Annotated in this window: 13 protein-coding genes and 1 pseudogene; 10 read left to right on the forward strand and 4 right to left on the reverse strand. The window is 62.5% G+C overall.

From position 1 onward, the window contains the following. Positions 1–4: 4 nt before the first annotated feature. From metF to GZ092_RS09025, 5 genes are all read left to right on the forward strand, one after another. Positions 5–835, forward strand: a complete 831-nt coding sequence (gene metF / locus GZ092_RS09005) for a methylenetetrahydrofolate reductase [NAD(P)H] (RefSeq protein WP_293636060.1) — start codon at positions 5–7, stop codon at positions 833–835. Beyond that, positions 835–1,551 carry a septal ring lytic transglycosylase RlpA family protein gene (locus GZ092_RS09010; RefSeq protein ID WP_293636061.1) on the forward strand — a complete coding sequence of 239 codons (717 nt, stop codon included), beginning with the start codon at positions 835–837 and terminating at the stop codon, positions 1,549–1,551. Before metF ends, GZ092_RS09010 begins: the two co-directional genes overlap by 1 nt. Before the next feature lie 191 nt (positions 1,552–1,742). Further along, complete coding sequence (locus GZ092_RS09015) at positions 1,743–2,375, forward strand: GbsR/MarR family transcriptional regulator (protein WP_293636062.1); 633 nt, start codon at positions 1,743–1,745, stop codon at positions 2,373–2,375. Positions 2,376–2,377: 2 nt separating this feature from the next. Beyond that, positions 2,378–3,802: a cytochrome ubiquinol oxidase subunit I gene (locus GZ092_RS09020; protein WP_293636063.1), complete on the forward strand. Its 1,425-nt coding sequence runs from the start codon at positions 2,378–2,380 to the stop codon at positions 3,800–3,802. Beyond that, entirely contained in the window at positions 3,795–4,826 is a 1,032-nt protein-coding gene (locus tag GZ092_RS09025; protein ID WP_293636064.1) for a cytochrome d ubiquinol oxidase subunit II, read from the forward strand. Before GZ092_RS09020 ends, GZ092_RS09025 begins: the two co-directional genes overlap by 8 nt. Positions 4,827–4,968: 142 nt before the next feature. On the opposite strand, the gene rlmJ is transcribed toward GZ092_RS09025, so the two are convergent. After that, on the reverse strand, positions 4,969–5,985 hold the full coding sequence (gene rlmJ, locus GZ092_RS09030; protein ID WP_293636065.1) for a 23S rRNA (adenine(2030)-N(6))-methyltransferase RlmJ: 1,017 nt from the start codon (positions 5,983–5,985) through the stop codon (positions 4,969–4,971). Between the two features lie 207 nt (positions 5,986–6,192). Here rlmJ and rplM point away from each other — a divergent pair. The 3 genes and pseudogenes from rplM to erpA all read left to right on the forward strand — a co-directional run bounded on the left by rplM (position 6,193) and on the right by erpA (position 7,541). Then, a pseudogene (gene rplM / locus GZ092_RS09035) lies at positions 6,193–6,634 on the forward strand (50S ribosomal protein L13). Next, positions 6,631–7,023, forward strand: coding sequence for a 30S ribosomal protein S9 (gene rpsI, locus GZ092_RS09040; RefSeq protein ID WP_026781089.1), 393 nt, complete (start codon positions 6,631–6,633; stop codon positions 7,021–7,023). Before rplM ends, rpsI begins: the two are co-directional and overlap by 4 nt. Positions 7,024–7,175: 152 nt before the next feature. Continuing rightward, positions 7,176–7,541: an iron-sulfur cluster insertion protein ErpA gene (gene erpA, locus GZ092_RS09045; protein ID WP_196863960.1), complete on the forward strand. Its 366-nt coding sequence runs from the start codon at positions 7,176–7,178 to the stop codon at positions 7,539–7,541. 102 nt (positions 7,542–7,643) lie between these two features. Here the strand turns inward: erpA and GZ092_RS09050 are convergent, their stop codons facing one another. Both GZ092_RS09050 and GZ092_RS09055 read right to left on the reverse strand, forming a co-directional pair. Further along, positions 7,644–8,783, reverse strand: a complete 1,140-nt coding sequence (locus tag GZ092_RS09050; RefSeq protein ID WP_293636066.1) for an anhydro-N-acetylmuramic acid kinase — start codon at positions 8,781–8,783, stop codon at positions 7,644–7,646. A gap of 41 nt (positions 8,784–8,824) precedes the next feature. Beyond that, positions 8,825–10,213: a M23 family metallopeptidase gene (locus tag GZ092_RS09055; RefSeq protein WP_293636151.1), complete on the reverse strand. Its 1,389-nt coding sequence runs from the start codon at positions 10,211–10,213 to the stop codon at positions 8,825–8,827. A gap of 230 nt (positions 10,214–10,443) precedes the next feature. Between GZ092_RS09055 and tyrS the strand changes: the two genes are divergently transcribed. Both tyrS and dtd read left to right on the forward strand, forming a co-directional pair. Continuing rightward, on the forward strand, positions 10,444–11,676 hold the full coding sequence (gene tyrS, locus GZ092_RS09060) for a tyrosine--tRNA ligase (protein ID WP_293636067.1): 1,233 nt from the start codon (positions 10,444–10,446) through the stop codon (positions 11,674–11,676). Positions 11,677–11,695: 19 nt separating this feature from the next. Continuing rightward, positions 11,696–12,133, forward strand: a complete 438-nt coding sequence (gene dtd / locus GZ092_RS09065; RefSeq protein ID WP_293636068.1) for a D-aminoacyl-tRNA deacylase — start codon at positions 11,696–11,698, stop codon at positions 12,131–12,133. A gap of 100 nt (positions 12,134–12,233) precedes the next feature. Here the strand turns inward: dtd and GZ092_RS09070 are convergent, their stop codons facing one another. Further along, a complete protein-coding gene (locus GZ092_RS09070) occupies positions 12,234–12,893 on the reverse strand; it encodes an ankyrin repeat domain-containing protein (protein WP_293636152.1) in 660 nt (219 codons plus the stop codon). Positions 12,894–12,932 lie beyond the last annotated feature (39 nt).

Consider the following 12,932-nt stretch of genomic DNA (forward strand, 5'->3'; position numbering starts at 1 on the left):
CGCGATGAACATTCCGGTCAGTTTTGAATTTTTTCCGCCCAAGACGCCCGAAGGCGTCGACAAGCTGCGCCTGACGCGCCAGGCGCTGTACGCCTGCCAGCCCGAGTTCTGCTCGGTCACCTTTGGCGCCGGCGGCTCGACGCAGGAAGGCACCTTCAGCACCGTCAAGGCGATTCTGGACGAGGGCGTGGCCGCCGCCAGCCATTTTTCGTGCGTCGGCGCCACCCGGGCGACGGTGCGCGAACAGCTGGCTACCTTGCGCGCCATGGGCGTCAAGCGGTTGGTGGCCTTGCGCGGCGACCTGCCCAGTGGCTATGGCGCGGGCGGCGAGTTCCATTACGCCAGCGACCTGGTGGCCTTCATCCGGCGTGAGACCGGCGATGCCTTTCACCTTGAGGTGGCTGCCTACCCGGAAATCCATCCGCAAGCCAAATCCGCCGAGGCCGATTTGCAGGCTTTTGTGGCCAAGGTCAGGGCCGGCGCCGATTCCGCCATCACCCAGTATTTTTTCAACGCTGACGCCTATTTCCGCTTTGTCGATGACGTGCAGCGCCTGGGCGCTGAGGTGCCGGTGGTGCCGGGCATCATGCCGATCACCAGTTCGACCCAGCTGATGCGCTTTTCGGACGCCTGCGGCGCCGAGATTCCGCGCTGGATCCGCTTGCGGCTCCAGGGCTTTGGCGACGACACGGCATCGATCCGCAGCTTTGGCCTGGACGTGATGACCGGCTTGTGCGACCAGTTGCGCACGGCGGGCGTGCCGGGCATTCATTTTTATACGATGAACCAGGCGGCCGCGACGTCCGAGATCATTCGCCGGTTGAAGCCGGCCTGATGGCGGGAACGGTTTTCGCGTTGCCGGTTGCCGTGACGTGCTGGATCAAGCGCGGGCTGGCGGCAGGCCTTCTGGGCCTGCTGGCAGGCTGCACCACGCTCCCTGCACCGCCAGTGCCGGCTGATGCGGCTGATGCGGCGCTGGTTTTAACAGCTCCAGCGCCCGCGCAATCGGCGCCTGTTGCCAATGCTCCGCGACCGTCACGCCTGACGGATTTCATTGCCAGGCGCCTGCGCAAGCCAGTCGAGCCCCCCGTGCCTGCAGTCGAGGCTGAAGCGCCAGTGACGCCAGACATGCCCCTGGATGAAAAATACCAGCTGACCGGCGAGGCGGCCCGCGAACTGGAGCGCGGCCATGCATCGTGGTACGGCGCGCAGTTCCACGGCCGCCGCACCGCCAGCGGCGAGAACTACGACAAATACGCGCTGACGGCGGCGCACAAGACGCTGCCTTTCGGCACCATCGTCAGGGTGCGCAGCCTGGCGCTGGGCCGCGAAGTCGATGTGCGCATCAACGACCGGGGACCGTTTTCCCCGGGACGGGTGATTGACGTGAGCCAGGCTGCCGCCGAGGCGCTGGGGCTGATGGGCGCTGGCGTCGCCGAGGTGTCGCTGAACGTCGCCAAAAGACCCGGCGACATCGCACCTTCGCGCTCAGGCAAAAAAAGCGCGCCGCGTCGCACCGCACGCAAGCCTGCTGATCCCTACCGCCACTAGTCTTTCTGCCGTTTCCAGCCGTCCGGCCATCCGGCCATCCGGCGGCCGCCATCTACTGCATGGATGGGCTTGGCGCAGCCGGTCTTGCCGGTTTATCCGTTTTCGTGCAGGGTCAAACAAAACCGCCAGCGCATCGATAGCGTCTTTACTAGAATTTCAGTAATTCCTGAAACTTCAGTAGATTGCGTACCATGAACCTTGCTCCTTTGACCCAGCGTTTTGTCCTGCATTTCGGCGAGATGGGCAGCCGCTGGGGCATCAACCGCACCGTGGGGCAGATTTATGCCCTGCTGTATGTCTCGCCCCGGGCACTGAACGCCGACGACATTGGCGACGCGCTGGCGTTTTCGCGCTCCAACGTCAGCATGGGCCTGAAGGAACTCCAGTCGTGGAACCTGGTGCGGCTGCAGCACCTGCCCGGCGACCGGCGCGAATACTTCCAGGCACCAGAAGACGTCTGGGCGATCTTTCGCACGTTGGCCGAAGAGCGGCGCAAGCGCGAGATCGACCCGACGCTGTCGATGCTGCGCGACGCGCTGATGGAGCAGCCCAGCGGCGAGGACGACATTCATGCCCAGGCGCGCATGAAGCAGATGCACGACCTGATCGAGCTGATGACCGGCTGGCTGGCCGATGTGCAAAAGATGGACTCCACCACGCTGGTCAGCCTGATGAAGATGGGCGCCAAGGTGCAAAAACTGCTCGAAGCCAAGGACCGGGTGGCCAGCACCGTAAAAGCCGGCTTCAAGGGCCGTGCCTTGCCAATTTCAGCGCCTGCGCCCAAGCCGGCCATCACGTCTTCTTCTGACAAAAACGAAAGCTGACCATGGACACACTTGACCCCGTTGTCCTGGCCCGGATCCAGTTCGCGGCCAACATGACTTTTCACATCCTGTTTCCGACGATCAGCATCTCGCTGGCGTGGGTGCTGCTGTTTTTCAAGCTGCGCTTTGTCAGGACCGGCCAGCAGCACTGGATGGACGCCTACCAGTTCTGGGTGAAGATTTTTGCGCTGACCTTTGCGCTCGGTGTGGTCAGCGGCATCACCATGAGTTTCCAGTTCGGCACCAACTGGCCGGGTTTCATGGAAACCGTCGGCAATGTGGCCGGCCCGCTGCTGGCCTATGAAGTGATGACAGCGTTCTTCCTGGAAGCCACCATGCTGGGCGTGATGCTGTTTGGCCGGGCGCGTGTCAGTGAACGCACGCACACCATCGCCACATTGCTGGTGGCCGGTGGCACGACGCTGTCGGCCTTCTGGATCCTGGCGCTCAATTCATGGATGCACACACCGGCCGGCTTTGAAATGGTCAATGGCCAGGCGCATGTGACCAGCTGGTTTGAAGTGATCTTCAACCCGTCGTTTCCCTACCGCTTCACCCACATGATGCTGGCGTCGGGCCTCACGGTGGCTTTTCTGGTGGCCGGCATTTCAGCCTACCGCTGGCTGCGCCAGGACCGCATGGCCGATGTGATCGCCAGCCTGAAGACCGGTATCTACCTGGCCGCCTTCCTGATTCCGCTGCAGATCGTCGCCGGTGACTTCCACGGCGTGAACACGCTGGAGCACCAGCCGGCCAAACTGGCCGCGATGGAAGGCATCTGGGAAACCCAGAAAGGCGTTCCCGCTGTGCTGTTTGCGCTGCCGGACGAGGAAACCCGGACCAACCGCTATGAAATTGCCATTCCCAAGCTCGCGTCGCTTTACCTGACCCACAGCCTGGATGGCGAGGTCAAGGGGCTGAATGAATTCGAGGGCAAGCATCCACCTGTAGCGCCGGTGTTCTGGGCTTTTCGCATCATGGTCGGCATGGGCCTGCTGATGCTGGCAGTCAGCTGGAGCAGCGTATTCCAACTGGCCCCGTGGAAGAAAGACCCGGCGCGCACGCTCAAAACCTGGCAGGCGAGGGCGCTGGTGGCCATGACGTTTGCCGGCTGGGTGGCCTTGATTGCCGGCTGGTACACCACTGAAATCGGCCGCCAGCCGTGGCTGGTGTCGGGTGTGCTGACCGCCGCTGACGCGGCCTCGAAGGTGGTGGCGCCCAAGATCGCGTTGACGCTTTTCCTGTACCTGGCCTTGTATGCGGGTCTCATCGTGGCCTATGTCTCGGTGGTGTTCTACCTGGCGCGCCACCGCACGCATGCCGACAAGCCCTTCGAGGCCGGCATGGAAGACACGCTCAATCCGGTGAACTACCCGAACCCCGGCGCCGCCCGCAAAGTCAAACCCGCAGGAGTCGCCCATGCTTGACCTCGCTCCCGACCTGACGCAGGCCGCCGGCTGGATGCCGATGGTGTTTTTGGTGGTGATGGGCCTGGCGATGCTGGCCTACGTGGTGCTCGACGGCTACGACCTGGGCGTCGGCGTGCTGATGAACCGCGCCAGCGAAGACGACAAGGACAGCATGATTGCCAGCATCGGTCCTTTCTGGGACGCCAACGAGACCTGGCTGGTGCTGGGTGTGGGTATCTTGCTGACGGTGTTTCCGATGGCACACGGGGTGATCCTGGGCTCGCTCTACCTGCCGGTGGCGATGATGCTGATCGGCCTGATGCTGCGCGGCGTGGCCTTCGACTTCCGCGTCAAGGCGCGCGCTGCGCTCAAGCCGCTCTGGAACCGCATTTTTTTTGCCGGCTCGGTGCTGGCCAGCTGGAGCCAGGGCTACATGCTCGGCTCGCTGATCACCGGTTTTGACGACGGCGGCTGGGTCATCGCCTTCAACGCAGTAATTGGCGCGGCGCTGGTGTCTGCCTATTGCCTGCTGGGCGCCGGCTGGCTGATCATCAAGTCCGAGGGCGAACTGCAATTGCAGGCGGTGCGCTGGGCGCGGGCCAGCCTGTTCTTCACCATGGCCGGCATTGCCGCGATTTCAGTCGCCACGCCGCTGGTCAGCCAGAACATCTTTGACAAATGGTTTGTCTTTCCCAACATCGTGCTGTTGTTGCCGATTCCTGTGGCCACGGCCGTGCTGTTCTGGGTGATCCACCGCAGCCTGCAGCGCCTGCCCACGCGGCTGGCGCAGGGCAATGAATACGGCGCCTGGGTGCCCTTCGGCGCAACCATCGGGGTGTTTGTGCTGGCGTTCTATGGCCTGGCCTACAGCCTGTTCCCCTGGCTGGTGATTGACCGGATCACCATCTGGCAAGCCGCCATTTCACCGGAATCGATGGGCATCATTTTGGTCGGCGCAGCGGTCGTGCTGCCGATGATCATCGGCTACACGGTATTTGCCTACCGGGTGTTCTGGGGCAAGAGCACAGCTCTGAAGTATTAATTAGGCCCCCACGGTCGCCCACTGCGTGTGGCTCCCTGCCCCCCGAGGGGGCCGCTGCGCCTACGGCCCGGCAAAGCCGGTTCCGTGGCCCCGGCTGGGTGGGAGCGATAGCTCCCTTTTTCCGAGAGCTTTTAACTTCCGGTCAGCCGCCGTGTTCGAGTGTGAATCCTGCGTTACGGTCCTGCCCTAGCAATGCGACCATTTGCGGCAGGGCGGCGTTCAGGTCAGCCTTCAGCGTGTGCGGCGGGTTGATGATGAACATGCCGCTGGCGGGCAGGCCGGGGCGAACCACCTCGCCTTCGGTGTCAGTCGTCAGCTTGCTGGACTTGACCGTCAGCGTGGCATGCAGCCAGCTGCGGTGCGCCTTGACGGCCAGGGTTTTCAGCTTGCGCGGCAGGTCGTGGGCTTCGGGACGCGGAATGATCGGGTACCAGACCACGTAGGTGCCGGTGGCAAAGCGCTTGACGGCGTCGGCCATGCAGGCGGCCACGCGCGCATAGTCGCTCTTCATTTCATAGCTCGGGTCGCACAGCACCATGGCGCGCCGGGCTGGCGGCGGCAAGAAGGTTTTCAGCGCCTCGAAACCGTCTTCGCGGGCCACCACGACCTGGCGGCCGACGCCGAGTTGTTCGATGTTGCCGGAAAGCGACTTGAAATCGGTTGGGTGCAGTTCGAACAATTTGAGCTTGTCACGCCCGCTCAGGAATTTTTGTTCGATGAAGGGCGAACCCGGATAAATCTTCAGATGCGCCGCGTCGCCGGTCTGGGCGAAATGCGGGTTCAGGCTGCGCAGCAGTTCCAGGTAGTCCAGCAAGGCCGGCGCCCAGTCGTAGCTGCCGGCCGCAGGCGTGGCTGCATCGGCTGCAGCCGGCGCGGCCTTGGCATCAGGCGCTACTTTTTTGATAGCTGCGCCGGCACGTCCTGCTTGCGCTGGAGCGGCTTTTGAGGCCGAAATCAGCTTGAAGATGCCTTCGCTGGCTTCGCCGCTGGTCTCGGTGTAGTCACCGTCGAGGCGGTACAGTCCGGCGCCGGCGTGGGTGTCGATCACGGTCAGTGCCGTGTCTTTCTGGGTCAGGTACTTCATCAACGCAACAAGGCAAGTGTGCTTGAGAACGTCGGCATGGTTGCCTGCATGGAAGGCGTGGCGGTAGGAAAACATCCCTCTATCGTACCTTCTTGCACGCGAAGGCCCCCAAGAATTGACGCCAACGCCTGATTCTTCATATAATCGAGGGCTCTGCAGCGCACATGTGGTTCCGCGACAGAGTTGCCTTCAGGGGCAAATGACCACCTAAGAGGTTCTCATCAGAGGAACGCCGACCGTGGAAAAGAACCCGACAAACCCCTTTTTTCGAAAAGAAAACTCATGAAAACCTTCAGCGCCAAACCCGCTGATGTGACGCACGAGTGGTTTGTGATTGACGCGACCGACAAGGTCCTCGGACGAGTAGCCAGCGAAGTTGCTCTCCGTTTGCGCGGCAAACACAAGGCCATTCACGCCTCACATCGACACCGGTGATTTCATCATCATCATCAACGCAGCCCAGCTGCGCGTGACCGGTGCCAAGTCAACCGACAAGATTTACTACCGCCATTCCGGTTATCCAGGCGGCATCACTGCCACCAATTTCCGTGACATGCAAACCAAGTTCCCGGGCCGCGCCCTGGAAAAAGCCGTCAAGGGCATGCTGCCCAAGGGCCCGCTCGGTTACGCCATGATCAAGAAACTCAAGGTGTACGGCGGTGCAGAGCATCCGCATACCGCCCAACAGCCTAAAGTGCTGGAAATCGCAGGAGTCGCCAAATGATCGGTGAATGGAACAACGGCACCGGCCGTCGCAAATCCAGCGTTGCCCGCGTGTTTCTGAAAAAAGGCACTGGCAAGATCACGGTCAACGACAAGGACATCCAGGTGTTCTTCGGTCGCCAGACCTCCATCATGATCTGCCGCCAGCCCCTGTTCCTGACGAACCACGTCGAGACGTTTGACATCATGATCAACGTCCACGGCGGCGGCGAGTCCGGCCAGGCCGGCGCAGTGCGCCACGGCATCACCCGCGCCCTGATCGACTATGACGCAACGCTCAAGCCCGCGTTGAGCCAGGCCGGTTTCGTGACCCGCGATGCCCGTGAAGTCGAACGTAAAAAGGTCGGTTTCCGCTCAGCCCGCCGTCGCAAGCAGTTCAGCAAGCGTTAATTCCGCTTTCCCTGCTTCGCAAAAAAGCCGCCTGGTTCGCCTGGCGGCTTTTTTCATGGGCAGTCCCTTTGGGCGCTAAGACGCGCGGGCGGTATGGTTGATTGATTTACTGTACTATTTAGCCCATTGCCCAATGATTAACGGAGTTCCCCATGAGCGCAGTTGCCGAAAATATCCAGACTGAAATGCCTTCCCCCTTTGTGTTTACCGACAGCGCGGCCTCCAAGGTGGCCGAACTGATTGCCGAGGAAGGAAACCCCGACCTGAAGCTGCGTGTGTTCGTGCAGGGCGGCGGCTGTTCGGGCTTCCAGTACGGTTTCACCTTTGATGAAATCACCAATGAAGACGACACCACCATGACCAAGAACGGCGTGTCGCTACTGATCGATGCCATGAGCTACCAGTACCTGGTAGGCGCGGAAATCGACTACAAGGACGACCTGGAAGGCGCGCAGTTCGTGATCAAGAACCCGAACGCCAGCAGCTCGTGCGGTTGCGGTTCGAGCTTCTCGGTCTGAACGCACGATATAAAGGCGTTTAACGCCGTCTTTGCGAAAAAGCTACCTTCAGGGTGGCTTTTTCAATTCCGGGGAAATTTCTCCTGGTGACCTGAAGCCGATTCAGGCCGGATACAGCGCACCCAGCACGCGCGCACCAGCTGCTCCGGTCACGCCGGGCAGGTTGCCCGGCTGGCGCCTGAGCATCTGGCGGGCCAGCCAGGCAAAGGCGGCTGCTTCAACCTGCAGCGGCGGCAAGCCGTGCGCGTCCGAGGTGCTGACGCGCAGCCAGGGCAAGGCCGCCTGCAGGCGCTCCAGCAGATACACATTGAAAGCGCCGCCACCGCAGACAATCAGCTCAATGCTCTCTTTTCCATAGCTTCTGACGTCCGCAGCGCATGCGCAAACCGTCAATTCAGTCAAGGTATTTTGAATATCCCCGGGACGTTCTTGCGCAAAGGGCTGGATCTTTTCAGCCAGCCACGCCAGACTGAACAGGTCGCGCCCGGTGCTCTTGGGAACAGGCTGCGCAAAGTAAGGCTCGTCGAGCAGGCTGGACAGCAGCGCCGGAATCAGCCGGCCGCTTTTTGCCCAGGCGCCGCCTGCGTCAAACGGCTCGCCGGTGTGCTGAAGGCACCAGGCGTCTATCAGCGCATTGCCCGGCCCGCAGTCAAAACCCCGTACTTCAGCAGTAGAACCGGCGGGTGGCAGCACGCTGAGGTTGGAAATGCCGCCCAGGTTCAGCACCGCCACGCCGCTATCGTCGCGACCAAAAACGCCCTGGTGAAAGGCCGGCACCAGGGGTGCGCCCTGGCCACCTGCAGCGACGTCGCGGCTGCGGAAATCTGCCACCACATCGATCCCGGTCAGCTCGGCCAGCAGGGCGGGGTGGTTGAGCTGGAGTGTGTAGCCCACGCCTGAGGGCGCAGCGGACGTTCGCTGTGGCTGGTGCCTGACGGTCTGCCCGTGCGCGCCTATTGCCTGGACCTGGGCGGCGCAAATTCCCTGCGCTTGCGCCTGTTGCAGCAGGGCAGCGACCACGCGCGCATACACCGCTGCCAGTTCGCTGCCCGCCAGCGCGGCCCGGTGCAGTTCATTGTGCGAAGGCACATTGAGCGCCAGCAGTTCGGCCCGGAAGCTGCCGGCAAACGCTTCGCTGGCGCTAGCGACGACGCGCAGCCTGTCGCCGGAAAAATCGACCAGCACGCCGTCGGCGCCGTCAAGAGAGGTGCCTGACATCAGGCCGATGAAATAGTCGTGCATGCAGCGATTTTGCCGCAGCCGCCGCCAGCGCCTGTTGCGGCTTATTCGGCGCGGGTCTGGTCGATGGTGGCGGCGGCCAGCAACTGGTTGCGAAAACCATTGGCCAGTTGCCGGAACTGCGGCAGGGCGGCGGTGGGCACCGGAACCACGTCGCTTTGCCGGGCAGTCGTCATCGGGTCTTGCTGCACGCCGTTGACGCGCACCTCGAAATGCAGGTGCGGCCCGGTGGCCCAGCCGGTGGCGCCGACCAGGCCGATGGTCTGGCCCTGCGTCACGGACTGGCCGAGCTGTACATTGATCTTGCTCAGGTGGGCGTAAACGGTTTCCATGTTGTTGCGGTGCTTGATGAACACCACGTTGCCAAAACCGTTCTGCACGCCGGCGAATTCGACCACGCCGTCGCCGACGGTGCGGGCCGGTGTGCCGGTGGTGGCGGCAAAGTCGGTGCCGTTGTGGGCACGCCAGGTTTGCAGCACCGGATGAAAGCGCATCGAGAAACCGCTGCTGATGCGCGAGAACTCGACCGGGGCGCTGAGGAATGCGCGGCGCAGGCTCTGGCCGTCCAGCGTGTAGTAGCCGCCCTTGAGCGGCAAGCCGGCGGCGTCAATGCCCGGTGGCTGGAACCACATCGCCTGGAACGTCTTGCCGCTGTTGACAAACTCGGCCGACAGCACGCGGCCGGCGCGCATGGTTTCGCCATCGGCTTCCAGGGTTTCGTACACCACGTTGAAGCGGTCGCCCTTGCGCAGCGAGCGGCGAAAGTCAATGTCGGTCGAGAAGATTTCTGCGATCTGCACCCCGACCCCGTCGGGAATGCGTGCATCGTCAATGGCGGCAAACAGCGTGGACTGGATGGCGGCGCTGGCCAGCTGGGCCGAGCGGGTGTAGGGCGCAGTCTCGATGCGCGACGTGAAACCGGCGCTGCTGCGCTCGATGACCAGACGCTGGAACATCTGTTCGTCATCGGTCGCCCAGCGCATGCTGAGCTTGAGCAATTGCTGGCTGTCACTGGCTTCAACGGTGACATTCTTGCCAGGCTGGCCGGCCAGGATCAGCTGCGCGTTGGGGTCGCTGCGCAGAAAGTCATCAGCGGCCGCGTCATCGAGGTTGAGCCGCCTGAGCAGCGAGGCAGCCGTGTCGCTGCTGCGCGTGGCCTCGGTGCGGAACAGTTTGAAGCGGAAGTCGGCCAGCGCCTCGGTCTGGGCCTGCGCCAGTGCAGGCGCCAGCGGCTGAATGGCTTCGAGGACCTGGCGGACCGGCAGATCGGCGGCGTCTGGCGCCAGCGGCGCAACACCGAAAGCCGTCACGCCCGTTCCCAGCAGCAGCACGGCCAGACTGCCGGTGATGCGCCGGGGGTGGCGGCGCAGGCTTTCGCCGACAGCGGTCAGTACGCGTGAAATGGTGAGCAGGGTATGGGCGGCGACGGGCAGGCGCAAAACGTGAATCCCAACTAAAGTGCACCGGCTTCTGGACAGCAGCCGGACAGTGATGACAGGTCAATCGATACCGTCTCCGGGCGTTTTGCCAGCGCCAGGAAGCATCGAACTCGAAAATTTTGGCTTCCCCGCCAGCAATGAGTAGCGCCTTTAAAATGGCGTTCCGACGTAGGAAAGTCGGAATTATATCTGTAAGACATTACGCGGCCGCTGGAAAAACCCTTATGAATCAAGAGCTTGTTACAAATAACCCCCTGTCCGAGCGTGTAAAGATGGCGCTGGCTGTCTCCCTGAGGGGCTGCGACGAGCTGATTCCGCAGGACGAATGGACCCGCAAACTGGTCCGCAGCGAAGCCACCGGCGTGCCGCTGCGCATCAAGCTCGGGCTCGATCCGACCGCGCCCGACATCCACATCGGCCACACCGTGGTGCTCAACAAGATGCGCCAGCTGCAGGACCTGGGCCACACGGTGATCTTCCTGATTGGTGACTTCACCAGCCTGATTGGCGACCCGTCGGGCCGCAACAGCACGCGTCCGCCACTGACGCCCGAGCAGATCAAGGTGAATGCCGAGACCTATTACCGCCAGGCCAGCCTGGTGCTGGACCCGGAAAAAACCGAAATCCGCTACAACAGCGAATGGTGCGATCCGCTGGGCGCGCGCGGCATGATCCAGCTGGCGTCGCGCTACACCGTGGCCCGCATGATGGAGCGCAATGATTTTCACGATCGTTACAAATCCGGCCAGTCGATCAGTGTGCATGAGTTTCTTTATCCGCTGATGCAGGGCTATGACTCGGTGGCCCTCAAGAGCGACCTGGAACTGGGCGGCACCGACCAGAAGTTCAACCTGCTGATGGGTCGGCACCTGCAGCAGGAATACGGCCAGGAGCCGCAGTGCATCCTGACCATGCCGCTGCTCGAAGGCCTGGACGGCATCGAGAAGATGTCGAAAAGCAAGCACAACTACATCGGCATTTCGGAAGACGCCAACAGCATGTTCGCCAAGGTGCTGTCGGTGTCGGACGTGCTAATGTGGAAGTGGTACACGCTGCTGTCGTTTCAAAGCGAAGCCGACATCGCCACGCTCAAGGCCGAAGTGGCGGCCGGGCGCAACCCGAAGGATGCCAAGGTGGCCCTGGCCAGGGAAATCACGGCGCGCTTTCACTCAGCCGCCGCCGCCGACACCGCCGAACAGGACTTCATCCACCGCAGCAAGGGCGGCGTGCCCGACGAGATTCCCGAGGTGACGCTTTCGGGCGCGCCGCTGGGCATTGGCGCGCTGCTGAAGGCTGCAGGATTGGCACCTTCGGGCAGCGAAGCCACGCGCCTGATCGAAGGCAGCGGCGTGCGCATTGATTCCAGTGTGGTGAGCGACAAGTCGCTGAAATTGCCAGCTGGTGTGTATGTGGTGCAGGTCGGCAAGCGCAAGTTTGCGCGTGTCACGCTCAGCTGATGCGCCGGGGCCAGCGTTCATGAAAGCCTTGTTGCAGCGTGTGGCCGAAGCGCGTGTCGTGATTGACGGCGAAGTTGCCGGCCAGATTGGCCAAGGCCTCCTGGTGTTGCTGTGCGCAGAACACGGCGACAGCGAGGCGCAAGCTGACAAACTGCTCGCCAAACTGCTCAAGTTGCGCATCTTTTCAGACGACGCCGGCAAGATGAACCGCAGCGTGCAGGACGTGGCGGGCGGCCTGCTCATCGTCAGCCAGTTCACCCTGGCCGCAGACGTGTCAGGCGGCAACCGCCCCAGCTTTACCGCTGCAGCGCCACCCGAACTGGGCCGCAAGCTGTATGACTTTTTTGTGACCCAGGCCAAAATGTCGCATCCGGTGGTGCAAACCGGCCAGTTTGGTGCAGACATGAAGGTCCATCTGGTCAATGACGGGCCCGTGACGATTCCCTTGCAGTTTTGATTTTGCTATTTAATCAATAGCTGCTCATGCCCGTCAGACGTGCGGGAAAGGCCGATTTGATGCTGAAAACCTGACTTCAGCCCTTTCCGGTTCTTTTTTTTCACTTGGCTGTGACAGCCCGCTCCAGCAGGTCAACCATGTCCTGGTAGCGGCGTGACCTGGCAAGCTGCAGCGGCGTGTTGCCTTCCCGGTCGGTCAGCTGCAGATTGGCGCCGGCGTTGATCAGGGCGCGCAGGGTTTGCTGGTGCCGCACCCCGCCGTTGCCCAGCACCACGGCTTCAATCGCGGCGGTCCAGTGCAGGTTGTTGACATGGTCCAGCGGCGCGCCGGCGGCAATCAGTTGTTCGACCACGCCCGCATGCCCCAGGTGCGCAGCCGCAATCAGTGCGGTGCCGTCATAACGGCTGGTCACCAGCTTCGCGCTGGCGCCCTGCGCCAGCAGCACACGCAGGGTTTCTTCATCATTGGCGACGGCCGCTATCGTCACGCCGTCATAACGGTCCTTGTCGAGCAGGTGGAGGTCGGCACCGCGCTTGACCAGCGCCTTGATGGCCTCGCGCTGGCCCGCAAAAACGGCGACATGCAGCGGCGTGCGGCCGTTGCCGTCACGAGCGTTCAGGTCAGCGTTTGCGGCGGCAAGGCGGTCGATTTTGGCGACGTCGCCTTTTTGGGCGGCCGCGTGAAGGCCCGTGTAGGCCGCCGCTTCTGCTGCCGTCGGCGCAACCTGCGCCAGGGCAGGGCCTCCTGCTGTGGCTGCCATGCCGATGGCAATGGCTGCAAACAGCGTGCGTGCCGAATA

It is taken from the genome of Polaromonas sp. (genome assembly GCF_010365105.1).
Lineage (GTDB): Bacteria > Pseudomonadota > Gammaproteobacteria > Burkholderiales > Burkholderiaceae_C > Polaromonas.

Excerpts from the sequence above, each read along its gene's own strand:
- rlmJ (WP_293636065.1), bottom strand. The coding sequence starts at position 5,985 with ATGTTTTCCTACCGCCACGCCTTCCATGCAGGCAACCATGCCGACGTT.
- GZ092_RS09010 (WP_293636061.1), top strand. The coding sequence starts at position 835 with ATGGCGGGAACGGTTTTCGCGTTGCCGGTTGCCGTGACGTGCTGGATC.
- GZ092_RS09070 (WP_293636152.1), bottom strand. The coding sequence starts at position 12,893 with ATGGCAGCCACAGCAGGAGGCCCTGCCCTGGCGCAGGTTGCGCCGACG.
- dtd (WP_293636068.1), top strand. The coding sequence starts at position 11,696 with ATGAAAGCCTTGTTGCAGCGTGTGGCCGAAGCGCGTGTCGTGATTGAC.
- erpA (WP_196863960.1), top strand. The coding sequence starts at position 7,176 with ATGAGCGCAGTTGCCGAAAATATCCAGACTGAAATGCCTTCCCCCTTT.
- metF (WP_293636060.1), top strand. The coding sequence starts at position 5 with ATGAACATTCCGGTCAGTTTTGAATTTTTTCCGCCCAAGACGCCCGAA.
- GZ092_RS09015 (WP_293636062.1), top strand. The coding sequence starts at position 1,743 with ATGAACCTTGCTCCTTTGACCCAGCGTTTTGTCCTGCATTTCGGCGAG.
- rpsI (WP_026781089.1), top strand. The coding sequence starts at position 6,631 with ATGATCGGTGAATGGAACAACGGCACCGGCCGTCGCAAATCCAGCGTT.
- GZ092_RS09050 (WP_293636066.1), bottom strand. The coding sequence starts at position 8,783 with ATGCACGACTATTTCATCGGCCTGATGTCAGGCACCTCTCTTGACGGC.
- GZ092_RS09020 (WP_293636063.1), top strand. The coding sequence starts at position 2,378 with ATGGACACACTTGACCCCGTTGTCCTGGCCCGGATCCAGTTCGCGGCC.
- GZ092_RS09025 (WP_293636064.1), top strand. The coding sequence starts at position 3,795 with ATGCTTGACCTCGCTCCCGACCTGACGCAGGCCGCCGGCTGGATGCCG.
- tyrS (WP_293636067.1), top strand. The coding sequence starts at position 10,444 with ATGAATCAAGAGCTTGTTACAAATAACCCCCTGTCCGAGCGTGTAAAG.